The sequence below is a fragment of the Psychrobacillus sp. MER TA 171 genome (genome assembly GCF_023713305.1).
Taxonomy (GTDB): Bacteria; Bacillota; Bacilli; order Bacillales_A; family Planococcaceae; genus Psychrobacillus.
Map to the genome: position 1 here is coordinate 176,505 of NZ_JAMAWN010000004.1, position 26,161 is coordinate 202,665.

Consider the following 26,161-nt stretch of genomic DNA (forward strand, 5'->3'; position numbering starts at 1 on the left):
CTTATAAGAATCCTACGAAGATACCAGCGAGTACAACAGATACAATTGTTACACTAATGAATCCCCCAACTAGCATTGGTGGGAGCATGTGGCTAGTTAAAACTTCTCGTTCCTTCTCATCCTCGGTTAAGGCCTTGATCACTTCGTTTGTAATAATGTAGTCTGCAGGGAAACCGTATAGTGCGGTTAAGGAAACAGCAAACGCCATGTTTTTACTTACCTTTAATATCTTACCGATGATGAATGAGAATATGTACATACCAATTACTCCTAAGATGATCGTACCGACTAACGGATATAGGATTTCCATAATCATAGAAGGAGTTGCATTTTTTAAAGCGTCGAAAACAAAAAGCATTAAAACTAGAATACAAATACCGAAGCTGTTTGCCTTTTGAAGTACATTGCGTTCTAAGAAACCGATGCTTCCTGAGATAATACCGAATAATAAGCAAAGAACAAAGGGACTAATTTCAATAATAGGGTTTAAAAGTGTAGAAACCCCATAGGCTAGGAACCCAACAAAGGCTAGTCTAAATAACTTGAAATAATCTGTATTGTATTTGGCAGGTAGGTTTTTAAACATCTTTAGTTCTTCTTTTATATTCTCTGTTGAATTTTCCGCTTGTCCGTCAATAGTCAATTCTCCCTGACGGAATTTGTTCAAAAGATATTTACCTTCTTTCTTAAGAACAATTGATGTAAGGGGATATCCTGCAAATCCTTGCATGACGTATATAACAATTGCAAACACAGATAAGGTGGTAAGCCCTGCATTTGCAGCACCTTCTGACATGATTAAGGCAGAAACAACGCCACCAACTAATGGCGGAATCGCCACAACAATGGTTTCAAAATCGAACAATAGAATACCAATTGTGAATAGTATGATAATTATTCCTAAAATTCCAGCTAATGATATTAAAATAGTTTTCCATTGTTCCTTTAACTGTTTAATAGAAAGAAGTGTTCCCATATTTGTAATTAGCAAATAGATCATCATAGTTGCAACTACTGGTGGTACACCGGCTATAGAGACAATTTCCTTTGGGAAAAAGGTCCAATATCCGATGATGAAAAGGACGGCTGATACGAAAACAGAAGGAATCCAAGCCTTTGTCCGAGTGGAGACCAATTCTCCAATAAATAAAATAGCAATAACGAGAACCAAAGCGATCATTTGTGGCATAATTTTCCGTCCTTTCAGATAATAAAGAATAATCAATAGATTAACATAAAACTTTACTAGAATAAAGTATATAATATATTTCAGAATAAGTAATTTATTTAAGTGGAAATGTAAGTGTTTTCATGTAGCAATAGGAAAAGGGCATTCCATTTTTAGTGGAATGCCCTTTAATATTAAAAGTTATTCAGCAGGATTTAGCTCTAACTCTACTGAAATTTTGATATCTTCGCCGACTAACACGCCGCCTGTTTCAAGTGCTTGGTTCCAAACTAAGCCAAATTCTTTTCGGTTTACCTTAGTCTCTGCTGAGAAAGCAACTACTTCCTGTCCCCAAGGGTTTTTACCCTTACCGCCATACTCAACTTCAAATGTGACCGGCTTAGTTACGTCTTTGATAGTTAAGTTGCCAGTTACATCGTATTCGCCTATGTCAGTGTTTTGAATTTCAGTAGCCTCAAATGTTATAGTTGGGTATTTCTCTGCATCAAAGAAATCCTCGCCACGTAAGTGATTATCACGATCCTCGTGGTTCGTATTGATTGAATTAACATCAATACTAAAAGTGATAGTGGCACCTGTTAAATCCTCGGCCGTACCCTCTAAATCAGCGGTAAAGTGAGTAAAGCTACCTTTTACTTTAGATACCATCATGTGTTTTACAGAAAAATCGATACTAGAATGTGCAGCGTCCAAATTAAATTTTGTCATTTTCATTTCCTCCTACATTTCTGTTTTTAATAGCAAATTCAAACGTAATAGTTTGAGAGTAACTCTTGGTTACTTTATGTAAGTAACTATAAATTAATAATATAATTACGTCAAGTAATTTAATTACTTTGGTTTTACAAAAAATATGAACAGGCGTATAATACTTAGTGATAGAGGTGATTAATATGAAGGAATTATCATTATGTCCGCGACTTTCCAAGGCAATGGAATTGTTAGGTAAAAGATGGACAACTTTAATTATTTATCAATTATTAGACGGTTCTAAGAGGTTTAATGAGATAGAGTCTTCTCTTCCTATAAGTGGACGTTTGTTGTCCGAGCGATTAAAAGAATTGGAAAGAGAAGGGATTGTGCAAAGAACACTTTTTTCTGAGGTTCCAGTTCGAGTAGAGTATAATTTAACGGATAAAGGTATGGCTCTTAAGGAAGTCATAACTGGGATTGAAACCTGGTCCAAGGATTGGTTATAATAAGACACTTGAAAGTTTATATAGGTAAACGCATAGTATGTAAGGTGATAGGTTAAAGAAGAAAGGATTGTCTTTTTTGAACAAACAAGTATGGTACAAAGAATTAATTACAAAGCTAGATCCAAGTAATGTGAAAATAGACGAAGCTCTTCATGTACACACGATGACTCGCATGGGTGGCATGGCTGACTTATTTGTTACACCTGAAAACGAGCAAGAAGCAGCTTTTATAGTTGACTATACTCATAAAAACAATATCCCACTGTTATTGCTAGGTAATGGTTCTAATATGGTTGTCAGAGACGGTGGAGTACGTGGCGTTGTTCTTTGCTTAGAGAAACTAGATAAAATTGTTATTGAAGGTAATCATGTATATGCTGAAAGTGGAGCTGCTATTATAGATGTCTCCAAAGCCGCTGCAAAGGAATCGTTGACAGGTTTGGAATTTACTTGTGGAATTCCTGGAACAGTTGGTGGAGCAATGGCAATGAATGCAGGAGCTTATGGCGGAGAAATCAAGGATGTAATTTTGCAGTGTACTGTTCTTACTCCTGAAGGTGAAAAACTGGTACTTTCAAAGGAAGAGCTGGAGTTAGAGTATCGTAAAAGCATAATTACAAAAGAAGGTTACTATGTCTTATCGGCTGAATTTGAGCTGAAGCCTGGAAACCCAGAAGAAGTAAATGCTAAAATTGCTGATTTAACCTTCCAACGAGAGTCTAAGCAGCCGTTAGAGTATCCTTCTGCTGGAAGTGTGTTTAAACGACCGCCTGGATACTTTGCTGGTAAGCTAATCCAGGATAGTGGTTTACAAGGGAAGGGCTTTGGTGGAGCAGAGGTATCTACTAAACATGCAGGTTTTATCGTCAATAAGAATAATGCAACTGCTACAGATTATATAAATACAATTGAAATGGTGAAAAAAGCAGTGCATGATAACTTCGGGGTTGAGTTAGAACTAGAAGTTAAAATAGTTGGGGAAAATAGTAAATAATATAAATCTAGTCCTATGAATATACATTATTCATGGGGCTTTTTTTATCTTCCAGTATCAGGGGCTATTCCAAGAAATTTAAAATGATGGGCAGGGGTTTACCTGGTTTTGTCGAATTATGACATAGAAATACAAAGGGGGTAATTATTTGAAAAAAGGCAGGAAGGTACTTCTTTGGATATTAGGAATACTAGTGGCTATTGTAATTGTGGTTGTAGTAGGCTTAAATGTTTTTTTGTCTAACACTAAGCCTATTATTCGAGGAGAACTGGCAGTAAAAGTATTGAATGAAGACGTTCAGGTTGTACGGGATCAGGATGGGGTTCCTCATATTAAAGCTCAGAGTGATGAAGATCTTTATCGTGCTCAAGGATTTGTGCAAGCACAGGATCGCTTATTTCAGATGGATTTAGCTAGGAGGCAGGCGAGTGGCCAGCTAGCAGAGGTAGTTGGTAAAGGGGCATTAGATACAGATAAATTCTTTTTAACCTTTAGCCTTCGAGATGCAGCTGAGAAATCCTACGCCGGCTATAGTGACGAAGCAAAGCAGGTTTTGAAGTGGTATACAGAAGGGGTAAATGAATTCATTGATTATGCTATAGAAGAGGGAAAGCTCAGTTATGAATTTAAACTATTAGGCTATGAACCAAGAGAATGGTCTCCAATTGACTCTTTGGCTGTCGGTAAATTTATGGCATATGATTTAGGTGGAAATTGGTCAAGCCTAGCACTTCGACATTGGGCAATTAATGAGTTTGAGCAAGAAAAGGCGGAAGAACTATTTATCACTTATCCAGAGGATGCACCTTCTATTATTGAGGCAAATTTAAATAATCCAGTTGCTGTTAGTGGTAGATTCGATGCAGCTATTCTACCTAATGAATTTAATGGGAGTAATAACTGGGTTGTTAGTGGAGAAAAGACTGCTAGTGGAATGCCGCTTCTGGCAGATGATCCACATTTGGGTTTAAGCACCCCATCGATTTGGTATCAAATGCATTTAGAGTCACCGAGTCAAAATGTAAGTGGTGTAATATTCGCTGGAATACCTGGTATTATTTTAGGACATAACGAAGAAGTGGCATGGGGAGTAACAAATGTTGGGCCCGATGTACAGGACTTATATATTGAAACGCCAAACCCAGATGATCGCACGAAATTTATGTATGAGGGTAAATGGGAACAGGCAGCTATTCGTAAAACGAATATCAAAGTAAAGGGAGAAGAGGACGTGCCATTTGAGGTGTTGGTGACACGCCATGGACCAATTATTTCTGATGTGCTTTTCAAGGAAGAGAATCCTTCTGCATTATTTTCTATGCAGTGGACAGCGTTAGAGCCTACATTAGAGTTACAGGCTATATTAAAAATGAATAAGTCCTCTAATTGGGAGGAGTTTGAGAGTGCTTTAGAGGACTTTCATGCTCCAGCACAAAACTTTGTATTTGCCGCAAAGGATGGGACAATCGCTTATAAAGCTAATGGTAGGATACCGGTCCGTAAAACAGGTGATGGACAGCTTCCGGTTCCGGGCGATTCTAACGAATTTGGCTGGACTGGATATGTACCTTATACAGAACTGCCTAAGGTTGTTAATCCTGAAGAAGGTTTTATTGCAACAGCGAATAATGAGGTTGTCGATGAATCCTATTTATACCATATAACTGATTTTTGGGCGCAATCTTATCGTTACGAAAGAATTGCTGAAGTGTTGGCAAGTAAAAGTGAGTTAACTAAGGAAGATATGATGACACTACAGATGGATCAAAAAAATTTATATGCGCGTGAATTTTTAGCTTCCATGGTAGGGTCGGTAGAAAAGCAAGATAGCGAAGGGAAATATAATGATGTTCTAAAAGTGTTAAAGAAATGGGATCATGTTGATGATAAAGATCAGTCAGCACCATTAGTTTTTCATAAATGGATGAAGCAGCTTCCAAAAACAATGTTTAAGGAGCAAATGCCTGAGGACGTTTATGCCATGTTACCTGGAAAGGGCAATATTTCAGATCAATTATTACGGAAAGGGTATAAAAGCGAAGCGAGTGCTTGGTTAGAGGAGTACGGTGGAGTAGATAAGTGGGTCTACGATTCTTTTACAATTGCAATAAATGAAATTGAAGAGGATTTTGGGAAAAACGAAGCCAAATGGAAATGGGGAGACTATCATCAATTAACGTTTGATCATCCAATTTCAGGTGCCTCTCCTATACTTGGTTACTTTTTAAACCCTAAACCAGTACCAATAGGTGGATCTAACATTACGGTTCAAGCAGCAGGTTATAAAGAAGACGGAAGCGTAAATCACGGTGCATCCTGGAGATTTGTAGCTGATTTAGCTGATCTCTCAACGGCCTATCACATTGTAGGGCCAGGGCAAAGTGGACACATTAAATCAGAGTGGTACCATAGCCAGGTAAGAGATTGGGCGAATGGTAATTATCACACTACGGTGATTAACGGCGACATAAAGGATGGCTTTGAATTAATATTAAAGGCAGATTAAAGAGATGAATTAAGAGCATCGTTAAATGAAATCTAGGAATTTTATTATGGGTTTGGAAACTCGAACGTATGTGGTTATCCAGACAATTAGAAGGCACTTCTGTTCAATTTGAACAAAAGTGCCTTTTTAGTTTGGGAAACTATAAAGTTCTAAACCTGTGGATAAATTGATGTCTAGCTCCACCGCCTTGCCCCTCGGGGTCAAATGGATAAAAGCTTTGGTGGCTGAGGAACCGCCTCCTCGCTTTTCTCCATTTGCCTGTCGGGGCAGGGATAGGCGGTTGCGCTTTTCTGGATGTCTAGCTTCACCGCCTTGCCCCTCGGGGTCAAATGGATAAAAGCTCCGGTGGCTGAGGAACCGCCTCCTCGCTTTTCTCCATTTGCCTGTCGGGGCAGGGATAGGCGGTTGCGCTTTTCTGGATGTCTAGCTCCGGCGCCTTGCCCCTCGGGGTCAAATGGATAAAAGCTCCGGTGGCTGAGGAACTGCCTCCTCGCTTTTTTCCATTTGCCTGTCGGGGCAGGGATAGGCGCCTGCGCTTTTCTTGTAACAAAACATTTATTCATTCAAATATATATTTGAATGATGGTTGATTTTAGAATTATCCGAACATATAATAGAGGAACAATCAAACAACTATTTGAATGAGGTGCTCAAATGCAGTCTAATGATGTATGTGAAGTAACAAAAGTTAATGAAACAATAGTAGAAGAGGTAAAACAACAAATTCCAGATTTAACAAAGTTAGTCTTGCTCTTTAAGGCATTAGCGGACGAAACAAGGCTTAAAATTGCCTATGCCTTAACGGTTGAAGAGGAGTTATGTGTTTGTGACGTAAGTGAAATAATTGGCTCATCAGTGGCAACTGCATCCCATCATCTTCGTTTTCTTAAGGACTTGTCTTTAGCGAAGTCTCGACGTAAGGGAAAACTCGTTTATTACTCTTTAGCAGATGATCATGTTAATGAGCTTGTTAAGATTGCATATGAGCATTCTATAGAAGAGGTGGGAACATGAATAACGTAGAAAAAAAGGAATATCGTTTAGAAAACTTATCCTGCGCCAATTGTGCGAGGAAGTTTGAAAATAATATAAAAAGTCTTCCAACTGTACAGGAAGCAACCGTTAACTTTGGAGCAGCTAAAGTTTCTGTCATAGGCGACGTAACTGTCGAGGAAATAGAAAAGGCTGGTGCATTTGATGGCATCAAGGTTTTACCTGTTTCGCAACGGAAAATAGAAAAGACCCCGTTTTTAAAACGTAAAGAGAATGTTGTAACATTGATATCTTTAATTTTTTTAATAGGAGGAGTCATTGCTTCTTTTGTTTATGAGGAATCTCATCCTGTAGCTCTTTCCTTATTTGTATTATCCATCGCAATCGGTGGATTTGACTTATTTAAGGGAGGGTTTATCAACTTAACACGCTTTTACTTCGATATGAAGACACTAATGACAATTGCAATAATTGGTGCTGCTATCATTGGGGAATGGCGCGAGGGAGCGGTTGTTGTCTTCTTGTTTGCGTTAAGTGAAGCTTTAGAGGCATATTCCATGAATAAGGCTAGGCAATCGATTAGTGAATTAATGGATATCGCTCCACCGACAGCAATTGTACGTCGGAACAATGAGTTAATCGAATTAGATACCGAGTTTATACAAATTGGTGATGTGCTAATCGTGAAGCCCGGACAAAAAATTGCAATGGACGGAATTGTATTAAAAGGAAGCTCAACAGTAAACCAGGCATCCATTACTGGGGAATCTGTTCCTGTAGTCAAAACAAAAGGGGAAGATGTTTTTGCAGGTACGCTAAATGAAGAGGGCTCATTAGAAATCGAAGTAACGAAACGTGTAGAAGATACCACCATAGCCAAAATTATTCATTTAGTGGAAGAAGCGCAAGCAGAAAAAGCTCCTTCTCAACGTTTTGTAGATAAGTTTGCAAAGTACTACACCCCTGCGATAATTGGTATCGCATTTTTGGTGGCGATTATTCCTCCACTTCTAGGTGGCGACTGGAAGCTGTGGATTTACCAAGGTCTTGCTGTTTTAGTTGTAGGCTGTCCTTGTGCCTTAGTAGTATCAACGCCAGTCGCAATAGTTACAGCGATTGGAAATGCGGCAAAGCATGGCGTGTTGATCAAGGGTGGGGTTCACTTAGAGGAGATTGGACGAATCGAGGCAATTGCATTCGATAAAACGGGCACTCTTACGAAAGGCTATCCAGAAGTAACATATGTGGAAGCAGACTCTTCCAAGGATTTTATCCAAAATATAATGTCTATTGAAGCATACTCTCAACACCCACTAGCTAAGGCCATTGTGGAGTATGGTGCTAATAACAGTATCCATCCAATTGAAGTGGACGAATTTAAATCGCTAACAGGGAAAGGTGCGGAAGCAGTCGTAAATGGTATAAAATGGTCAGTAGGTAGCGTTGCTTGGATAAAAACGATAAGTTTAATTTCAGTGGAGGTTCTCCGAAAGGTTGAGAAACTTCAAATGGAAGGAAATACGGTAATCCTTGCAACAGAGGAAGGGACTTATAGAGGCTTCGTTGCCATTGCAGACCCAATACGTTCTACCAGCAGTAAGGTGTTACAAGATTTAAAGGATATTGGGATAAAGCATACTGTTATGCTAACTGGTGACGATCCAAATACGGCAAATGCTATTGCTGCTCAACTGGGTATAACCGATGTGAATGCAGGGTTAATGCCTGATCAAAAACTAATGGCTATTGAGAGATTAAAAGAAAAGTATGGAGCAGTTGCTATGATTGGAGATGGAGTAAATGATTCCCCTGCACTAGCCGCTGCCAATGTCGGCATAGCTATGGGTGGAGCAGGAACGGACGCTGCGTTGGAAACGGCGGACGTTGCGTTAATGGCCGATGACTTAGAAAAATTACCTTATACTATTAGCTTGAGTAGAAAAGCATTGCATATTATTAAAGAAAATATTATGTTTGCATTAGGGTTAAAGATTATAGCTCTTCTTCTTATTATTCCTGGTTGGTTAACGCTATGGATTGCCATATTTGCAGATATGGGGGCTACATTGCTAGTAGTCTTAAACTCTTTACGATTATTAAATAAGTTTAGCAATGGAAAAGAGCTTGAAGAAGCAAAGAAGTAAATAAGACAGTACAAATAGGCTCTTTGGTGCTCGCTTATCGCTCACTCATGCGGAAAGCGTCCACCGAGGCCGAAAGTCAATTCTACTTTATTTTTTAAAACATATAAATTTCATTTTTTAAAAGAGGACGAGATATATTATTACTAGGTTTGGAGGGTTATCAATGAAGCTTACAGAATGGACGATGGAAGAGCAAGAGCAACTGATACATTTTATGACAACAAACACATGGCCATATCATGGGAATTCTCATCCTGTACGAGAGTTGATTGAAAAGACAATTGAAGAGGGTGGATATCAATCTGATGAAGTAAAAACTTTTTGGGTGGAGAACGATCAAGATGAAAAAGTTGGAATTGTAAAAATCTATGATCTACAGGATGAAATTCCTCTCTTTGACTTAAGAATAGCGGATGAAGCCAGAGGAAGAGGATATGGGCCACTTGCTTTAAAAAAGATTACTGAATATGTATTTAATCTTCCAGAAGGGAAAATTCGCTTAGAGGGTCATACGCGCCAAGACAACTTTGCTATGAGAAAAACGTTTGAGCGTGCAGGTTTTGTTAAAGAAGCACAGCTGCGTCAGGCATGGTTTTCACCTAAAGAAGGATCATACTATGATGCAGTTACATACGGAATGACGAGAGACGATTTTATAAAAGGAACTTCGACTCCAGTAAAGTGGGACGATGACTTTCATATTATCGAAAAGGTAAAAGAAGAATTGGTCTTCCCTGAAGAATTTTATACGGAAAGATTAATCATCCGAGCACCTAAAGTCGCGGATGCAGAGGCAGTTCAAAAAGCAGTGCTAGCTTCCCAGCATGTATTAAAGGACTGGATGCCTTGGGCGCAAGAAAAGGAGTCGCTTGAGCAAAGAGTTCAAAATCTTCGACAGGCAGTAGCAGATTTTATCACTCGCAAGGATCTTCGACTGCATTTGTTTTTAAAGGAAACAGGAGAATTCGTCGGGTGTTCTGGACTTCACCGAATTGATTGGGATGTTAGAAAGTTTGAGATTGGCTATTGGATTGATAGTAAATTTGAAGGTAAGGGCTTGATGACTGAAGCAGTTGAACGTATTACTACGTTTGCCTTTGAGGAGTTAAAAGCTAATCGAGTTGAAATCCGTTGTGATAGTGAAAATGTAAGAAGTCGTTCAGTTGCGGAAAGATTAAATTACACACTAGAAGGGACTCTTCACCATGATTCCTTATCTGCTGATGGTAAGAGATTAAGAGATACTTGTATTTATGCAAAGACAAAAAGATAAGGGGTTGCCTAATGGCAACCCCTTTTGTCAGACGGCTCGTCTACCAGTGACAAGTTGAATTACGAAAATAATACCTGCAATAATTAACAGCGTATGGATTAATCCTCCGCCAAAGTCTAAAAGTAGGCCTAACAACCATAGTACGATAAGTACTACGACAATGCCCCATAAAATTCTACCCATTATAAGTCATCCTTTCTTCTTAAAATTATTAATACGTGTTATTATTAATTAGATACCCCGGGGTATTACAGGTTAAACATAAATAATAATTTTTGAATTATGAAAGAAGGATAGAATTGTTAACAAACGTTATGGAAGAAATCGTTCAGAGCCTTGTGAGAGTATTGATGAGAGGGTCAGAATATCAAACGTTTTGTAAGTGTCCTCAATGTGAATTAGACATTATTGCATTAAGCTTAAATACACTTCCGACCCATTATGTAACGACCGAAAAAGGGAGAAAGGCTGTTTTTGAACGGATGAATACATTAGAAAACTTAGAGTGGATTAATAAACGAATTATCCATTCTATTCATGTCGTTGGAAAATATCCTCATAGATAAAAAGAGCCTTGTCTTACGATAAGGTTCTTTTATACTTTAGTGCGAGGATTGAGTTATTCTATGTGAGAGTATAATAAAAGAAGTGAACTAGTTATACTAACGGTAGTAATTTTATTTACTTAAAAGCTATTCTAAAGTTATTGGTTGATTTTAACTAAACATTTCTTTTAAATCCGACTGTAATCCAGACGGCGACTCACTCCGCGAAAAAGCGACCGGTTGGCGCGAAAATCAATTCTACTTGCCTTGCCGATTTAGTGCACATCATAAATCAATCCTAGCCTTTAACATAGCCTACTTAAAAAGGTAAGAACCTAACTTAAATTGAGAAGGCCAGCCTATTGTAGTAAAATAAGTAAGAACGGATGAAAGGAAGATTAATATGCCAACACCAAGCATGGAAGACCATATAGAACAAATTTATATACTTATTGAACAGAAGGGTTATGCTCGTGTGTCTGACATTGCAGAAGCATTATCAGTACTGCCATCTTCAGTAACCAAAATGGTTCAGAAATTAGATAAAGATGGGTTTTTAATATATGAAAAATATCGTGGACTTACTCTAACAAACAAAGGGATGAAGCTAGGGAAAAAGCTAGTAAAGCGTCATGAATTGTTAGAGGATTTTTTACGTTTAATTGGTGTAGAAGAAGAAAATATTTATGCAGATGTGGAAGGAATCGAACATCATTTAAGCTGGAACTCTATAGACCGGATTTCAGACTTAGTTCTTATATTAGAAGATGATACTTCTATTCAAACAAAGCTACTAGAGCTAAGAAGAGACTTAAACGACTAAATGTAATGACTATAAAAGTTTATCTTGCAATTGAATAGGTTATAAGGGAATTAAGAAAAGGTACATAAACTCACAACTTAAGCGAATTCAAATTATATATTTGGAAAAGAATATAAGTAAGCTACACTAAATCTCCTTGAACTAGGAGAACAATCTAATTTTACGGAATTAACAAAACTATAGATTTATAAATAGTAGGTAAAGACCAACTAAAAGTATGGTCAGAAGGAGAGCGGTAACTTTGACAGAATTATTATCAGGTGAAATTTTAAAATTACAAGTAAAATCCAAGGAAGGATCCAAATGGATTCTTCAGCATAAAGACACGGAAATAGCTTTAAATGCTTCGGAGGCGCCAGAAGAACTAAAAGAGGATGACACACTTGAAGTTTTTCTATTTGTGGATAGAAGAGGTAATCTATCTGCAACTACTCAGCTACCTTCCATTCAAAAAGGAACATATGGCTGGGCAAGAGTGATTAAGGTTTCAGAAAAAGAAGGTGCATTCGTCGATATTGGTACTTCAAAAGAGGTGCAGGTAAAGGCGGAGGATCTACCTAAGATAAAAGAGTTATGGCCTGCTCAAGGAGATCATCTCTATATGACCCTACGAACGGATAGAGAAGGGGAGCTTTTTGGTCGATTGGCAACAGAGGACCGAGTAGAGGAGTTGTACATCGATGCGCCAACAACTCTTTTAAATAGCAACCTGCAAGCTAGACCATATCGACTCCTACCTGTAGGCACATTTTTGCTAAGTGTCCCGGAAAACTATCGCGTTTTTGTTCATGAATCTGAACGTGTAGAAGAACCAAGATTAGGACAAGACCTAACTGTTCGTATCATAGATACTAAGGACGATGGCTCGCTAAATGGATCATTATTGCCTAGAAAGCATGAACGTTTGGGTGACGATGCGGAGTCAATCTACCGTTATTTAAATGATGTTGGTGGTAAGATGCCATTTACGGATAAATCATCACCTGAGGAAATTAAAGAAATGTTTTCGATGAGTAAGGCAGCCTTTAAACGTGCCCTAGGTAAACTAATGAAAGAAAAGAAAATTATTCAACAGGACGGTTGGACTGAATTGAAGCAATAGGATTAGATAATAAGGAGGAAAAAGCATCGATAATTATCGGAACTTTTTACTCCTTTTTACGTACTAATGATAGTACCAACCAAGAGAAAGGGGTTTTAGGGGAATGAAAAAAATGGTACAAGTATGGTTAGCTATTTTTCTTGTTGTAGGAGTTTTAGCCAATTCCAATGTAGCGTTGGCAGATACAAATGGAGAAACAGGAACCGAAGTAGTCAATGAAAAATTTGGTGCACCGATTGTTGTATACGGAGGTAACCTGACTGACGACCAAAAGAAAAGTGTAAGAGAAAGCTTGAAAATTACAGATAAATCAGATGTACAAGAAATTGTTGTGACAGGAAAAGATTTAGCCACCTATTTAAAAGATGGTGATGCCTCAGCAAGAATGTTTTCATCTGCAAAAATAACTAGAAAAGATTCAGGTTCGGGTCTTGTTATTAACATAGTGACACCTGATGACATTACAGAAGTAACTGCTGATATGTATGCCAATGCAATGCTTACAGCAGGAATTGAGGATGCGGTCGTAGATATTGCAGCTCCAAAGCCGGTAACAGGACATTCAGCTCTAGTTGGTATTTATAAAGCCTATGAAGTTACTGGGGGAGAGCTTGACCCAGAACGGACAGATGTAGCAAATGAAGAGTTATCAGTGGCAACGATTCTTTCTAAGGATGCTGGAGTAAACGAAGAAGAGGTTACAGAGCTTTTAACAGAAATTAAAAAGCAAATTGCTGAACAAAACCCAGCCTCTCGTGAAGAAGTAGAGAAAATAGTTTCAGAACAGCTTTCCAAATTAAAGATTGAGCTATCAGATAAAGATCGCCAATTGTTAATTGACCTGATGGACCGTATACGTCAGTTGGACATCGATTTTAGTAAATGGTCAGATCAGTTAAATGACTTTAGTAAAACTATTGAAGAGAAGTTTAATCAAATAAAAGATAACCAAGGATTTTGGCAAAGTGTAAAAGACTTTTTCAATAATCTAATCGATTCTATTCGTTCTGTTTTTAGTTAAATGGAACCCTAGTAGTCGCCGGCTCCTCTCTAAACAATGAGAATAGAGAAATTTTCAATTAGAAATTAGTTGCCTTTAAAAGAATGAAAGACGTGAAATCAAGTTGTTGCTGATTTCACGTCTTTTAATTTATCTATTAGTTAGTCTGATTCTCTTACTATAAATAAGTTGGAAATTTGCATTAAATAATTGTATTTGATAAAATAGGTATAATAAATATCTCGAATTCGAGATAAACGGAGGTTGTCATATGAAATTGGCTGGAATTCACCATGTTTCTGCTATAAGCGCCGATATAAGTAAAAATCATGATTTTTTTACAAGAATATTGGGGATGCGTTTAGTTAAAAAAAGTGTAAACCAGGATAATCCGTCATCGTATCATTTGTTTTATGCTGATGCAGTAGGGACTCCTGGAACGGATATGACGTATTTTGACATACCAATGGCAGGAAGAACATATCCTGGAGTGTCAAGCATTAGTAACACGGGGCTTCGTGTAAAAAGTGAGGCAGCTTTGCAATTTTGGAAAAAGAGATTACATGATCTTGAAGTTCCTCATGATGAAATTTCCGAAATGTTCGGTAGAAAAACTCTATATTTTGAGGATTTTGAAGGATCAAGGATGAGACTAGTTGTAGATGACGGCAATGGAATTCCATTTGGGGAGCCATGGATAAAGGACGAGATAAGTGGAGAAAATGCTATAGTAGGCTTAGGTCCGGTTACACTTACTTTAAAAAATCCAGAGCCTACAAAGAAAGTTTTAGAGCAAGTATTAGGATTCACTTTAATTGGTTCTTACCGCTCTGCTATTACCGATGCACCTGATATTCAAGTGTACTCTGTAGGAAAAGGTGGCCCAGCAGGAGAAGTTCATATTGAAACAAGAGAAGATTTACCAAGAGAGAGACCAGGAAGAGGGAGTGTTCATCATGTGGCATTTCGTATTCCTCATATGGATGATTACCCTAAATGGGAAGAACTCCTTCGAGCAAAAGGCTATACAACTTCGGGCCTTGTAGATCGGCATTATTTTAAAGCGATCTATTTTAGAGAGCCTAACGGAATCTTATTTGAGCTTTCTACAGATGAACCTGGATTTGATACAGATGAAAAGTTGGAAACGCTAGGTGAAACTTTGGCTTTACCTCCTTTTTTAGAGCAACGACGTACAGAAATTGAGGCAAAGTTACGTCCGTTGTCAATTAATAAATAGTTGTGTTAAGATTCATAAAAAGGAGTGTGTGATAATGGATTTTCAATATAAAGAACTTGGCAATGATGTATTTGCCTATCAAGTAATAGAAGATGGGGAAAGACTTGGTGAAATTACGTGGACCCTGCTAGGAGACGTGATGGTTATGGACCATACTTTCGTTTCAAGTAAGCTTAGAGGCCAAGGAATTGCAAAAAAACTATTAGACAACGCCGCTTCCTATGCACGAGAAAACGATTTGAAAATGGAGCCTGTTTGCTCATACGTAGTAGATGCATTCGCTAAATCTGATGAATACGACGACTTAAAGGCATAATAAAAGGCAATCCTCTTTAACTTAGTTTAAAGTGGATTGCCTTTTACGTTTTCACAATTAAATGGAAGTGAATAGAACTAGAATACCAGTTAATGCGGATGCACCTACCAATGTATATAAGAAGTCTGTTTGATTAAAGATCAATTTCTTTTCCATGTTAATCTTCCTTTCTATTTGGTGTTAATAATAAAATACCCGTTTTTAGTAGAGTGAAACAGGTTTATTAAAAATAACTCAGGGAAATTGATGATTAATGAAACTTTTTTAATTTACTTTCGTACAATAGCTATGTCAATTAATAATAGGGGGTAGGAAAATGATATCAAGAACAGGAGAAGTAGTATTAGGAATTATCGGAGCAGTTTTTAATGTAATTGCAATCATACTAGTTTCTTTACTTGTCATTAACGGCAGTACAGCACTACAAGATGAGGAATTTTCAACTATCATGGAACAAGAAATGCTTAATGATCCGCAACTAACTGCAGAAGAAGCAGAACAAGCTTTAGGTTTTGTTGAAGTATTTGTAGACTTATTTGGGGTTATTGGCTGGGCAGCTGTTGTTGCATTCGTAATCAGTTTAATCTTTAACATTTTAGGAATTGTATTTGTTTCTAAAAACAAAAAACCAAAGCTAGCAGGTATCATGTTCATTCTAGGTGGAATTTTTGCAGGAATTATTTCCTTAACATCTATCATTTTATATGTAGCTGCAATCATGTGTTTCGTCAGAAAATCACCAGTTAAATTTGAAGACGAATATACTACGGAACAAACATACTAAAAAAACACCGGCTTAATAAGCCGGTGTTTTTAATGGAAATAAATATTTAGCGGTAGACAATGGGTGGCCTTCAAAGTATTCATCAAACTCTTCGAGACATTCAAAGCCATAGTGTTCGTAAAAAACACGAGCACGTTCATTCTTACTTTCTACATAAACAAATAATTGTTTTCCAATAGACATATGGTTAACGCCAGCTTCTAATAGCTTCCTACCGTACCCCATTTTTTGAAACTCTGGAAGTACGTAAATAGCTGTAAGCTCAGCATCACCATCTTCGTCCACATAAGTAAAATTAGCAAAGCCTATAGCCTCACCTTTATATTCAGCAATCAAAAAAATTGTTTTTTCTATACGTTTGGCTATCATCATTGGAGAATAAGCTTTTTCTAAAAATAGTTTCTGAATGTTTTCTGGTATTATATCTTTATAAGTATCATTCCAACTGACCTGTGCGATCTGTTGTATAGTAGGAATATCATTTAACGTAGTCGCCCTTATCATTTGAAACACCTCTTTTAGCTTTTTGTAATCATAACAAAATATCGATCAATCTTCTATACGTAATAACAAAATAATTGAAAATAAACATTTTTACATAGGAGGCAAACATGTCCTGGGAGTTAAAGAAATTTAGTGAATTAGATACGCATAATCTTTACGAAATACTAAAACTTCGAGTAGAGGTTTTTGTTGTTGAGCAAAACTGTCCATATCCAGAACTAGACGACTGTGATCAACAAGCTCTTCATCTTTATCTTAAAGAAAATAACGAAATTCTTGCTTATTGTCGTATTCTACCTGCAGGTCTCAAGTATGACGATTGCTCAATTGGAAGGGTAATTGTTAGGGAACAGGCAAGAGGAAAAGGTTACGCACGGGTGCTTATGCAAAAAGCTATAAACATAATTGAAACTTCTTGGAACGTTCCGTGTATAAAGCTATGCGCTCAAAGTCACTTACAACATTTTTATCAGTCCGTCGGCTTCGAAACAATTAGTGATGAATTTGATGAGGATGGTATACCTCATGTCTATATGATTAGGTCAAAAAATTAATAAGTGTTATATTGTCCTTATTAGGGTATACAAATCTTATAAATATATAGGAGGTAATAAATATGGCGAAAAATAGATCACTCTTATTGGCGGGACTTGCAGCTGGGGCTTATGCCTATTTCAGGAAAAAAGAAAATCGTGACAAGGCAATGGAAGCATTTAATAATACGAAAGATAAAGTAAATTCTTTCATGGAAGCTCAAAAGCAAGGTGCGAGTGAGGAAGAAACAGGAAATCCTAATCCTTACTATGAAGAAGATAATAATATGGTGAATGAGGGAGCCATGACAAGCGTCCAGTATTACAATGAGGAAGAAGCTGAAGCTACTCCAAACTCAGTTTCTGACAAGGATATAAAACCAGAAGACAATAAACTTTAAAAAAAGGTGCCTAATAGGTGCCTTTTTTATTTTACATATATAGATATTACTGTATAATTTCTAAAAAATACCTTTAAAATTAATATGGTGAATAATGGTACTTAGGCTCTATCTGATTTCTCCTCAAAGGAATTTCTCATTTCTATATTGTTCCTTTGGTTGAATTAGCATTTATCTATCACTGTCGCAGTTTCAAGATAGGATATTTAGGGTACGAAAGAGAAACGAGTATATTTTAAAGGAGGAAGCAAAAAAATGAAAAGGGCAATGTTAATTTATAATCCTTCTGCTGGGCGAGAAGAAGCAAAACAATTTAAAGATAGAGCAATTGAAGTATTAACGAATTTAGGTTTTGATGTGACGGTAAAAGAAACACAAAAACAGGATGATGCTACACATTTTGCGGAAATGGCTTGTACTGAAAAAATGGACTTTTTGTTAGCCATGGGTGGAGACGGAACGATAAGCGAGGTAGTGAATGGTCTTGCTGAACGAGAAGACCGACCTTTATTCTCTTTTGTCCCCCTCGGTACAGTGAATGATTTTGCAAGGGCTCTTGGCATTCCGCTTGAACCAGACATTGCAATAGAAGCACTTAAGATGACCAATACGGAACAAGTTGACGTAGGAAGAATCGGTGATAAGTACTTTGTTAATGTAGTGGCAATAGGGGATATTGCTAGTAGTGTGGCAGATACTCCTGTGGAACAAAAAACGAGGTATGGTTCTATGGCATACTTAATGGCTGGGGCAAAGGCAATCATCTCCAATGAAGAGGTAGAGATGACAATTACCCATGATCACGGTTCATGGAAAGGGACATCTATATTAGTTTTAGTTGCCCTAACCAATTCTGTAGGTGGATTTGAGAACTTGGTTAAATCTGCTAAAATTGATGATGGGAAAATGCATGTCTTTATCATAAAACAAGCAGGATTAGCGGCAATCGCGCGCATGGGAACAAAAGTAATGCTAGGAACACTAGGGAAGGATGAGGGAGTAGAGACTTTTACTACCGAGAAGCTCCGAATAGAATCGAATCGCCCATTATTTTGCAACGTAGATGGTGATCAAGGAGACTGTACTCCTCTTGATATACACATTCTTCCTAGGCATTTGGAAATGCTTTTACCTAAAAAAACAGAAAGCAATTAAAAGTCTAGTTTTTTACTATAAAATGTTATAAAATGATTCTACATCCCTATTTAATAGATAGGTACAAATGGACTATAAATTTGACTGGAAAGATGAGGTACTTATGGATAATACAGAAAAAATATTCTTAGATTACTTCACAAAAGCCTATGCCAAAGAAATGGGTATTACTAATAGAGTAGAAGGTCTTGATAAATTTTTTGAATTAGAAAAGAAACTATTCTTAGATATGTATTCTTTTGAAATTGAGAGAGCGAAAAAGGTATTAAGAGAAATCATTGACTTAATTATCGCTACTAATAACAAGCAAATGATTCAAAATGTAAAGTACTATTACATACAATTATCCGCTGTAATGGCTAGAAAGTTGTATGAGAGCCAGGTTCCGCTTGATAAGGTAATGGCCTTTAATAATGCTAGCGTGGAAATTATAGATACGAAGATGAGTGATGCACAGTTTTTGCAGTGTGCAGATGAGTTAGTAGAATTCTTTGTCATGGTAATTACAGAGAGGAAAAAACCTTCCTTTGGGCACCAGACAGTAAATAAGGTAATTCTTTATATTAATGATGAAATTGAAACAAATCTAACAGTAGAAGATATCGCCAAGCAATTTAATATTAGTACTAGTCATCTTTCTAGAATTTTTAGGGAACATACTGGAGTAACGCTGGTAGAATACTTAAATATTAGAAAGGTAGAAGAGTGCCAATACTTTTTACGCCATACAAACAAATCAATATCAGAAATCTCTAATTCATTCCACTTTTGTAATCAGAGTTATTTCACGCGTATTTTCAAAAAATACACGAGTCTTACTCCTAAGCAGTTTAGAGATCATCAAGAACATCCTAATTTTAAGTATAATTTTCCAAAAGAGCCCAAAACTTATTAAAGGTTTGTTTAAGTAATATTTGAAAAATAGCTTCATAGAGGGTATACTCGATATAGTTTGAAAAATGAAGGTGAAGCGATGAAGAAGAAAATCAGTTTATTCACTATCCTTATTTTTGCAACAGTCCTACTAAGTGGCTGTTCAGGAATAGAAAACAAAGAAGGCACTTTTTACAATATATTTGTTCGACCTTTTGAGTTTTTAATTGAATTTTTTGGAGACATTTTTAACGGTAGTTACGGGATGGCAATCATTGCTATTACTATTCTTATTCGTTTAGCCTTAATGCCCTTGATGCTTAAAAATTATAAGAATCAACAAGGTATGAAAGAAAAAATGGACAAGCTCAAACCAGAGATGGATGAGATCCAAAAGAAGTTAAAAGAAACAAAATCAAAAGAAGAACAAATGGTACTACAACAAGAAATGATGGGCTTATACCGCAAGCATAATGTGAATCCATTAAATATGGGTTGCTTACCAATGTTGATTCAGATGCCAATTGTTATGGGATTATATTTTGCAATCTTATATTCAGCTGATATAAAATCACACGAATTTTTATGGTATAACTTGGGGTCACCTGATATCGCTATGACACTTATTGCTGGGGCTGTATATTTTGCACAAGCAAAAGTTTCTCTATGGACAGTGCCTGAGCAACAGCAACAACAAATGAAGTTGATGGTTTATATTTCACCGATCATGATTATGTTCATCTCGTTCAGTTCTATGGCAGCATTACCGCTATATTGGGCTGTAGGTGGTATCTTGTTAATATTCCAAACATATTTAGGTCGTAAGTTTTATTCGAACCATCCAGAAAAAGCAGAAGAGTCTGTATAATAGAGAGAGGAGCTTTTTGTAAAAAAAGAGCTCCTTTTTTTTAGTGTCTAGCTCCACCGCCTTGCCCCTCGGGGTAAAATGGTTAAAAGCTCCGGTGGCTGAGGAACTGCCTCCTCGCTTTTCTCCATTTGCCTGTCGGGGCAGGGATAGGCGGTTTCGCTTTTCTGGATGTCTAGCTCCACCGCCTTGCCCCTCGGGGTCAAATGGAAAAAAGCTCCGGTGGCTGGGGAACTGCCTCCTCGCTTTTCTCCATTTGCCTGTCGGGGCAGAGATAGGCGGTTTCGCTTTTCTTATGAAAAAAGTTATAATAATTGGGTCAGTGTTTAGCCTGTCGGGTCAGAGACAGACTGCTTGCGCATTAAATAAATAGAGGTGTTCGTATGAAGAGAAATTGGATATTTGGTATTTTAATTGTAGCTGTTAGTATTGCTTCTTTAGTATTTATTATAAAAGGAGATATAAATTTAGCTGTTTTGTTTATGACTCTTATCTTTGTCTTAAGTAATGGTTACAGAGCTATTGTATTTAAGGAAAAAGGGCATGAACGAGAGGCGAAATGGATGAAAACAATGGCAATCGTTTTCGCTGTCCTATTTGTACTCGTATTATTTCTAACAATTACTTAAAAAAACGTGAAATCATGTGTAGATGATTTCACGTTTTCTTTATTGTTTAGGAAATTATAAAGTTTTGAATCTGTGGATAAATTGATGTCTAGCTCCACCACCATGCCCCTCGGGGTCAAATGGATAAAAGTTCCGGTGGCTGAAGAGCTGCCTCCTCACTTTTCCCCATTTGCCTGTCGGGGCAGACATAGGCGCTTGCGCTTTTCTTGTTTTGTTTAACGTTCTTTAAGACTTAATAGCTAAATTTTTTTCTAGACAGAACAATAAGTATAATAGCTGGAACCGTGCAAAATGCCATTCCTAAAAAGGCTAGTTTTGGTTCTATATCATATAAATAACCACCAGCTAGTGTTAGGACGGCACTACTTAAACTCATGGATAGAGCAGCATAAATTCCTTGGGCAGCAGGTATGAGCCTTTTGTCTAGTGTTCTAGATATATATTGAATAAAGGCATAATGTGCAACTCCAAAAGAAACGGAATGTAGTGCCTGAGTGAGGATAAACATCCAAACCGATGGAAATAGATAGATTCCAATCCAACGAATGGTGGCGCCAATCCCGGCTAAGAGAAACATCCAAGATACTTTCTTATTTGAAAATAACTTGTCAGCAATAAGAAAGAATACAATTTCAAATATAACAGCAACATTTAAAATGATTCCGATATAAAGGCTGTTGACTCCGATATCCTGAAGATAAATAAATCCATAATTATTATATGATGCGTGAGACCCCTGTATAAGTACAGTTAACGTTAAAATAATGATAAATTGCTTAGAAGTAAAAAGTTCTTTCCATTTAACAGAGTTTTCTTTTGTAGTTCTCAAGGGTATTTCACTCAAAGAGGCTGGCATTGGTCTAGAATAGGTCAGCATGATGATTGCAAGTGCAGCTAACATCGTCCAGAGTATTGCTTGCTCGTCCCATATAGCAGTTACTCCTCCGATAAACAACAGGGCAAACATGAAGCCGACTGATCCAAAGGAACGGCTTTTTCCATAGTGAACTTTGTCTTTTTGCATAAGAATGGATGCACTACTCTCCATAGCAGGTAATAAGTTAGGATAGATTAAGCTAAACAAAACAGTAATAGTTAATAAAGAATAAAAAGAATTAAAGGGTATGTATAAAACAAGTGCTGCAAAGGAAAGTAACGCGAGCAAGCGAAGCACCTTCTGCATACTATACTTACTAGTAGCTCGTGGGAATAAGGCAAACGTGGAAAAGGCTCTTGCAAGCATTCCAGCACCCATAATAACGCTAGCAGAGGTGACACTAAGGCCTTTAGCATTGGTTAGATAACCGGTCCAATAGGGCATAAACACTCCCCATGTGAAGAAGAACGTGAAAAAATTAATGGATAACCATTTTTGAGAATTCATAGAATGACCTCTTTACTTTCGACTTATTAAAGCTAAGTAAATGAGCTAACTAGCTGTAATAACTGTCTAGATTTAATTTTTGGTACGAATTTATTTTCGCATAAGTTACAATTTTGAAACGAGTTTAATAACATTATAAAGCATTTTAAATTGATTAGGGATAAGTTCTATGAAAAATGTTAAACTAGTAATATCGCTAATTGGAAAGAAGGAAGAGCAAGGGATGCAATCTAGATTTAGTTTAATGAAGGCAAAAAAGAAAAGAAAGTGGCCAAAAATTGTAGTTAGTATTATTTTGGGTTTAATAGTTGTAAGTGCCGTGGGATGGATTGGTATAAATGATTGGAATATAGATAAAAGTTTAAAGGCGTTAGGTATTACAGTTCAGGAAGAAAAACATGAGGTTGAACTAGAGAAACCAACGCAAGTAATAGAGGAAGCAAAAGATCCAGTAAAAGAGGAGCCTCCAATTGTAGAGGAGCCTATAGAAGAAGTAGATCGTTCAGGGGCAAAAGGTTATGAAGGCAATGAAACTTTACCTGCCGAGCCAACCTATGTGGATGGAATTTTAATAGCAAGCAAGCAATATCCCCTACCTGCCACTTATGCACCTGGGGAAAGTAAAGAAGCAAGACAAGCTTTCGAAGCTATGGCAGCTGAAGCAAGGCTTTCCGGTTACGAATTAGTAGCATTTAGTACATACCGTTCTTTTGACTATCAACAGCAGCTATACAATAGATATGTGAGCAATGATGGAGTGGAAGCTGCAGATCGATATAGCGCTCGCCCTGGATACTCTGAGCATCAAACCGGGCTTGCATTCGATATTGGAGAATTACACTTTGAGCAGCACTTCGCAAGAGAGAGTTTTGGGGAGACGCCAGCTGGCCAATGGTTAGCTTCTAACGCTCATAAATATGGATTTATTATGCGTTTTCCAAATGGAAAAGAAAAAATTACCGGGTATATGTATGAGCCCTGGCATTTTAGATATGTAGGATTGGACCATGCAGCTAAAATATATGAAGCAAATACAACATTAGAAGAATATTTAGGCATATAAGAAAAAGATCCCATCATTCGTGGGATCTTTTTCTTGTATTAAGGCAATGGCTTAAATCATCGTTTTATAAAATTGGAGATATTAGTCGAGCAAGTGATTCCTTAAACTTAATCATAGTCGACCGTTTTTCATAAAGTTCCCATGTAAGTTCAGTAGAAAGCTTCATATCCTCTTCAAATAACTCCGCTAATTGATGGGAAGTTTCATTGTCATAAATAAATGCGTTTACCTCGAAATTTAACTTGAAACTTCGAACGTCAATATTAGCAGTACCTACAGTAGAAGCTTCATCATCAATAACAATCATTTTCGTGTGTAGGAATCCATTTTCATAAATGAATACTTTTGCCCCAGCTTTGATAAGCTCTCCAACATATGAATAGGTTGCCCAGTATACAAATAAATGGTCAGGCTTGTTAGGTATCATAATTCTTACGTCTATACCTGAAAGACAAGCTACACGGAGAGTATCCATAAAGCTAGCATCTGGTATGAAATAGGGGGACTGAATATAAATGTATTTCTTCGCCATCATGATTAATTTTAAATAACCATTTTTAATTTGCTCCCACTCAGAATCAGGTCCACTCGAAACAATCTGTAATCCAACAGAACCTTTCAATGGGATAGCTGGGAAAAAACGATCGGAATATTCGATATCATGTTCTGCAGAAGCTTGATTCCAATCGAGTATAAAACGAGTTTGGAGCGGATGAACGGAGCTTCCTTCAATTCTAAGGTGAGTATCTCTCCAGTAACCAAATTTCTTTTTCTTACCTAAGTATTCATCACCGACGTTGAATCCTCCTATGTACCCAATTCGTCCATCAATGACTACTATTTTGCGGTGGTTTCGGTAGTTCATCCGTGGGTTGATCAATGGAAGAATGGATGGAAAGAATGCTTCCACGCGTCCGCCTAGCTTAATGAGCTCATGAAAGTGTCGCTTTCGTAAAGAGCGAGAGCCTGTATCGTCATACAGTATGCGAACCTTTACTCCTTGTTTAGCTTTTGCTAGTAGAACCTTATAAATCTCTTGTCCTAAATTATCTAAACGGAAAATATAGTATTGAATGTGTATATGGTCCTTTGCATTTTCTAAGTCGAACAAGAGGGCATCAAACTTTTCACGCCCGTCTGTAAAGATATCCACTTTGTTATCTTGTGTTAAAACGGCATGGTTATTATTAAGATGCATAATAATCAAATCTTTGTAATGACTAGCGTCATCCAATCTAAAATCAAAGGATTCATCTTCAATAGCTTCCATTTGAAACTCAATTAATTTATCGATACCTATTTTACTTTTCCCTTCCCAGCGAAAAAGGGTTTTGCGTCGCAATCTTCTTCCAAACAGTAAATAAATACCGAAACCTAGGATGGGGATGAAGAATAGAACTAAAATCCATGCCCAGGTGGAGGACGCATCTCTTCTCTCTAAAAATATTAAGGCGATTGCCAAAGAAATATTTAAAATTAGTATGCCTGTACCAACAAAACCGTATATACTCGCAGCCAAAATTACACCCCCAACCCTTTTATATCTGTCTTTTCTAGTATAGCCGATTTAGTTAAAAGAAAGAAGAATTGTAACATATTGAGTAAACCTATAAGCATAAGTAATTAGCAAAATGAAATATACATATAAGGTGTTTGAATAGTCTGATATAATCAAGGTGGGAATTTAGACTTAAGGAGATGGGGAAAATGCTTCAAGCAAAAAATCTTCAGAAGAAGTTTAAAGCAAAAGAAGTAGTGAAAAAGATAAATTTGGAGCTTGGTACAGGAGAATCAATTGGATTGTTAGGTCCAAATGGAGCAGGAAAATCAACTACTATATCCATGCTTTCATCATTAATGAAGCCTACAAGTGGAACTGTTCTTTGGAATGGGACTTCCATTGAAGGGAATCCTCAAATGCTTCGTAAGAATTTAGGGTTGGTACCTCAAGAAATAGCCTTGTACCCAGAGCTTACAGCACAAGAAAACCTAGAGTTTTTTGGACGAATTTATGGGCTGAAAGGAAAAAATTTAGAAACACGGGTGGAGGATGTGCTTGAAAAGATTGGTTTAAGTGACCGGAGAAAGGACAGAGTAAAAACCTTTTCCGGTGGGATGAAGCGTAGACTTAATATTGGAACGGCTTTACTACATAAGCCTTCCTTTCTCATTATGGATGAGCCTACTGTAGGAATAGATCCTCAGTCTCGTGCTTACATATTAGAGGCCGTAAAGAAGCTTGTAGAGGAAGGTATGACGTTACTTTACACAAGTCACTATATAGAAGAGGTAGAGCTGCTTTGCGAAAAGATATACATTATGGACCAAGGTGAAATTATTGCATCGGGAACAAAAGAGGAATTAAAGTCTTTAGTATCCGACCAACAAACAATTGAGTTAAAGGGTCATTCGCTTTCAGTTGCATTTGAGGAAAGCTTACAGAAGCATTTTCCAACTGCTAACATCCATAGGGAAGAAGAAAAACTTTTAGTATCTCTTTCTAAGTTTATGGAGCCATTATCAAGTATTTTTGCAGTTGCTGCCGAAAACGAAGTGACGATTACTTCTGCAGTAGTTAAAATTCCTTCTCTCGAGGATGTTTTTTTACATTTAACAGGAAGAGCTTTGAGAGACTAGGGGGGAATA

The 26,161-nt window shown here is 37.2% G+C and carries 29 protein-coding genes; 21 read left to right on the forward strand and 8 right to left on the reverse strand.

The genetic code is table 11. The features are described 5' to 3' along the window. Nucleotide 1 precedes the first annotated feature (1 nt). Together M3627_RS06085 and M3627_RS06090 are read right to left on the reverse strand one after the other, a co-directional pair. Entirely contained in the window at nucleotides 2-1,189 is a 1,188-nt protein-coding gene (locus tag M3627_RS06085) for a hypothetical protein (RefSeq protein WP_251553325.1), read from the reverse strand. A gap of 180 nt (nucleotides 1,190-1,369) precedes the next feature. Continuing rightward, nucleotides 1,370-1,897 (reverse strand): YceI family protein, encoded by a 528-nt coding sequence (locus M3627_RS06090; protein ID WP_251553326.1) that lies wholly within the window; start codon nucleotides 1,895-1,897, stop codon nucleotides 1,370-1,372. A gap of 185 nt (nucleotides 1,898-2,082) precedes the next feature. On the opposite strand from M3627_RS06090, the gene M3627_RS06095 reads away from it, so the two are divergent. From M3627_RS06095 to M3627_RS06105, 3 genes are all read left to right on the forward strand, one after another. Next, a complete protein-coding gene (locus M3627_RS06095; RefSeq protein ID WP_169358511.1) occupies nucleotides 2,083-2,388 on the forward strand; it encodes a winged helix-turn-helix transcriptional regulator in 306 nt (101 codons plus the stop codon). A 76-nt stretch (nucleotides 2,389-2,464) separates the two neighbouring features. Continuing rightward, on the forward strand, nucleotides 2,465-3,382 hold the full coding sequence (gene murB / locus M3627_RS06100) for a UDP-N-acetylmuramate dehydrogenase (RefSeq protein ID WP_251553327.1): 918 nt from the start codon (nucleotides 2,465-2,467) through the stop codon (nucleotides 3,380-3,382). 148 nt (nucleotides 3,383-3,530) lie between these two features. After that, nucleotides 3,531-5,888 carry a penicillin acylase family protein gene (locus M3627_RS06105; RefSeq protein ID WP_251553328.1) on the forward strand — a complete coding sequence of 786 codons (2,358 nt, stop codon included), beginning with the start codon at nucleotides 3,531-3,533 and terminating at the stop codon, nucleotides 5,886-5,888. A 325-nt stretch (nucleotides 5,889-6,213) separates the two neighbouring features. Here M3627_RS06105 and M3627_RS20780 read toward each other — a convergent pair whose 3' ends face one another. Further along, nucleotides 6,214-6,342: a hypothetical protein gene (locus M3627_RS20780; protein ID WP_285841650.1), complete on the reverse strand. Its 129-nt coding sequence runs from the start codon at nucleotides 6,340-6,342 to the stop codon at nucleotides 6,214-6,216. 200 nt (nucleotides 6,343-6,542) lie between these two features. Between M3627_RS20780 and M3627_RS06110 the strand changes: the two genes are divergently transcribed. From M3627_RS06110 to M3627_RS06120, 3 genes are all read left to right on the forward strand, one after another. Beyond that, complete coding sequence (locus M3627_RS06110) at nucleotides 6,543-6,902, forward strand: ArsR/SmtB family transcription factor (RefSeq protein WP_169361360.1); 360 nt, start codon at nucleotides 6,543-6,545, stop codon at nucleotides 6,900-6,902. After that, entirely contained in the window at nucleotides 6,899-9,025 is a 2,127-nt protein-coding gene (locus tag M3627_RS06115) for a heavy metal translocating P-type ATPase (RefSeq protein WP_251553330.1), read from the forward strand. Before M3627_RS06110 ends, M3627_RS06115 begins: the two co-directional genes overlap by 4 nt. A 163-nt stretch (nucleotides 9,026-9,188) precedes the next feature. Continuing rightward, nucleotides 9,189-10,298 (forward strand): GNAT family N-acetyltransferase, encoded by a 1,110-nt coding sequence (locus tag M3627_RS06120; protein ID WP_251553331.1) that lies wholly within the window; start codon nucleotides 9,189-9,191, stop codon nucleotides 10,296-10,298. 27 nt (nucleotides 10,299-10,325) lie between these two features. On the opposite strand, the gene M3627_RS06125 is transcribed toward M3627_RS06120, so the two are convergent. Next, nucleotides 10,326-10,481 (reverse strand): lmo0937 family membrane protein, encoded by a 156-nt coding sequence (locus tag M3627_RS06125; protein ID WP_169361363.1) that lies wholly within the window; start codon nucleotides 10,479-10,481, stop codon nucleotides 10,326-10,328. A 116-nt stretch (nucleotides 10,482-10,597) separates the two neighbouring features. Here M3627_RS06125 and M3627_RS06130 point away from each other — a divergent pair, with 116 nt between their 5' ends. The 7 genes from M3627_RS06130 (at nucleotide 10,598) to M3627_RS06160 (ending at nucleotide 16,108) form a co-directional block, all read left to right on the forward strand. Next, nucleotides 10,598-10,864 (forward strand): late competence development ComFB family protein, encoded by a 267-nt coding sequence (locus M3627_RS06130; protein ID WP_340881746.1) that lies wholly within the window; start codon nucleotides 10,598-10,600, stop codon nucleotides 10,862-10,864. Nucleotides 10,865-11,246: 382 nt separating this feature from the next. Further along, a complete protein-coding gene (gene mntR, locus M3627_RS06135; RefSeq protein ID WP_169361364.1) occupies nucleotides 11,247-11,666 on the forward strand; it encodes a transcriptional regulator MntR in 420 nt (139 codons plus the stop codon). Nucleotides 11,667-11,907: 241 nt separating this feature from the next. After that, a complete protein-coding gene (locus tag M3627_RS06140; protein WP_169361365.1) occupies nucleotides 11,908-12,768 on the forward strand; it encodes a CvfB family protein in 861 nt (286 codons plus the stop codon). Nucleotides 12,769-12,871: 103 nt separating this feature from the next. Beyond that, on the forward strand, nucleotides 12,872-13,789 hold the full coding sequence (locus M3627_RS06145; RefSeq protein ID WP_251553332.1) for a DUF1002 domain-containing protein: 918 nt from the start codon (nucleotides 12,872-12,874) through the stop codon (nucleotides 13,787-13,789). Between the two features lie 250 nt (nucleotides 13,790-14,039). Then, nucleotides 14,040-15,008 (forward strand): ring-cleaving dioxygenase, encoded by a 969-nt coding sequence (locus M3627_RS06150; protein WP_169361367.1) that lies wholly within the window; start codon nucleotides 14,040-14,042, stop codon nucleotides 15,006-15,008. Nucleotides 15,009-15,018: 10 nt separating this feature from the next. Beyond that, nucleotides 15,019-15,324: a GNAT family N-acetyltransferase gene (locus M3627_RS06155; protein ID WP_251553354.1), complete on the forward strand. Its 306-nt coding sequence runs from the start codon at nucleotides 15,019-15,021 to the stop codon at nucleotides 15,322-15,324. 316 nt (nucleotides 15,325-15,640) lie between these two features. Beyond that, the gene (locus tag M3627_RS06160; protein ID WP_205964167.1) at nucleotides 15,641-16,108 is read left to right on the forward strand and encodes a DUF4064 domain-containing protein; all 468 of its coding nucleotides are present in this window, start codon (nucleotides 15,641-15,643) and stop codon (nucleotides 16,106-16,108) included. Nucleotides 16,109-16,120: 12 nt separating this feature from the next. Here M3627_RS06160 and M3627_RS06165 read toward each other — a convergent pair whose 3' ends face one another. Beyond that, nucleotides 16,121-16,612, reverse strand: a complete 492-nt coding sequence (locus M3627_RS06165) for a GNAT family N-acetyltransferase (protein WP_251553333.1) — start codon at nucleotides 16,610-16,612, stop codon at nucleotides 16,121-16,123. 107 nt (nucleotides 16,613-16,719) lie between these two features. Here M3627_RS06165 and M3627_RS06170 point away from each other — a divergent pair, with 107 nt between their 5' ends. The 5 genes from M3627_RS06170 to yidC all read left to right on the forward strand — a co-directional run bounded on the left by M3627_RS06170 (nucleotide 16,720) and on the right by yidC (nucleotide 20,442). Beyond that, nucleotides 16,720-17,166 carry a GNAT family N-acetyltransferase gene (locus tag M3627_RS06170; protein WP_169361370.1) on the forward strand — a complete coding sequence of 149 codons (447 nt, stop codon included), beginning with the start codon at nucleotides 16,720-16,722 and terminating at the stop codon, nucleotides 17,164-17,166. Between the two features lie 62 nt (nucleotides 17,167-17,228). Then, nucleotides 17,229-17,546: a hypothetical protein gene (locus M3627_RS06175; RefSeq protein WP_169361371.1), complete on the forward strand. Its 318-nt coding sequence runs from the start codon at nucleotides 17,229-17,231 to the stop codon at nucleotides 17,544-17,546. Between the two features lie 255 nt (nucleotides 17,547-17,801). Then, nucleotides 17,802-18,701: a diacylglycerol/lipid kinase family protein gene (locus M3627_RS06180; protein ID WP_169361372.1), complete on the forward strand. Its 900-nt coding sequence runs from the start codon at nucleotides 17,802-17,804 to the stop codon at nucleotides 18,699-18,701. Nucleotides 18,702-18,804: 103 nt separating this feature from the next. Next, the gene (locus M3627_RS06185) at nucleotides 18,805-19,596 is read left to right on the forward strand and encodes an AraC family transcriptional regulator (RefSeq protein WP_169361373.1); all 792 of its coding nucleotides are present in this window, start codon (nucleotides 18,805-18,807) and stop codon (nucleotides 19,594-19,596) included. A gap of 78 nt (nucleotides 19,597-19,674) precedes the next feature. Further along, nucleotides 19,675-20,442, forward strand: a complete 768-nt coding sequence (gene yidC, locus M3627_RS06190) for a membrane protein insertase YidC (RefSeq protein WP_169361374.1) — start codon at nucleotides 19,675-19,677, stop codon at nucleotides 20,440-20,442. A 47-nt stretch (nucleotides 20,443-20,489) separates the two neighbouring features. On the opposite strand, the gene M3627_RS20785 is transcribed toward yidC, so the two are convergent. Next, the gene (locus tag M3627_RS20785; RefSeq protein ID WP_285841651.1) at nucleotides 20,490-20,624 is read right to left on the reverse strand and encodes a hypothetical protein; all 135 of its coding nucleotides are present in this window, start codon (nucleotides 20,622-20,624) and stop codon (nucleotides 20,490-20,492) included. A gap of 198 nt (nucleotides 20,625-20,822) precedes the next feature. Between M3627_RS20785 and M3627_RS06195 the strand changes: the two genes are divergently transcribed. Beyond that, entirely contained in the window at nucleotides 20,823-21,068 is a 246-nt protein-coding gene (locus M3627_RS06195; protein ID WP_251553334.1) for a hypothetical protein, read from the forward strand. A gap of 232 nt (nucleotides 21,069-21,300) precedes the next feature. Here M3627_RS06195 and M3627_RS06200 read toward each other — a convergent pair whose 3' ends face one another. After that, entirely contained in the window at nucleotides 21,301-22,452 is a 1,152-nt protein-coding gene (locus M3627_RS06200) for an MFS transporter (protein WP_251553335.1), read from the reverse strand. A 169-nt stretch (nucleotides 22,453-22,621) separates the two neighbouring features. On the opposite strand from M3627_RS06200, the gene M3627_RS06205 reads away from it, so the two are divergent. Continuing rightward, nucleotides 22,622-23,515, forward strand: coding sequence for a M15 family metallopeptidase (locus M3627_RS06205; RefSeq protein ID WP_240949794.1), 894 nt, complete (start codon nucleotides 22,622-22,624; stop codon nucleotides 23,513-23,515). Nucleotides 23,516-23,579: 64 nt separating this feature from the next. Here the strand turns inward: M3627_RS06205 and cls are convergent, their stop codons facing one another. Then, the gene (gene cls, locus M3627_RS06210) at nucleotides 23,580-25,034 is read right to left on the reverse strand and encodes a cardiolipin synthase (protein ID WP_251553336.1); all 1,455 of its coding nucleotides are present in this window, start codon (nucleotides 25,032-25,034) and stop codon (nucleotides 23,580-23,582) included. A gap of 188 nt (nucleotides 25,035-25,222) precedes the next feature. Here cls and M3627_RS06215 point away from each other — a divergent pair, with 188 nt between their 5' ends. Then, complete coding sequence (locus tag M3627_RS06215) at nucleotides 25,223-26,152, forward strand: ABC transporter ATP-binding protein (protein WP_251553337.1); 930 nt, start codon at nucleotides 25,223-25,225, stop codon at nucleotides 26,150-26,152. The last annotated feature ends 9 nt before the right edge of the window (nucleotides 26,153-26,161 follow it).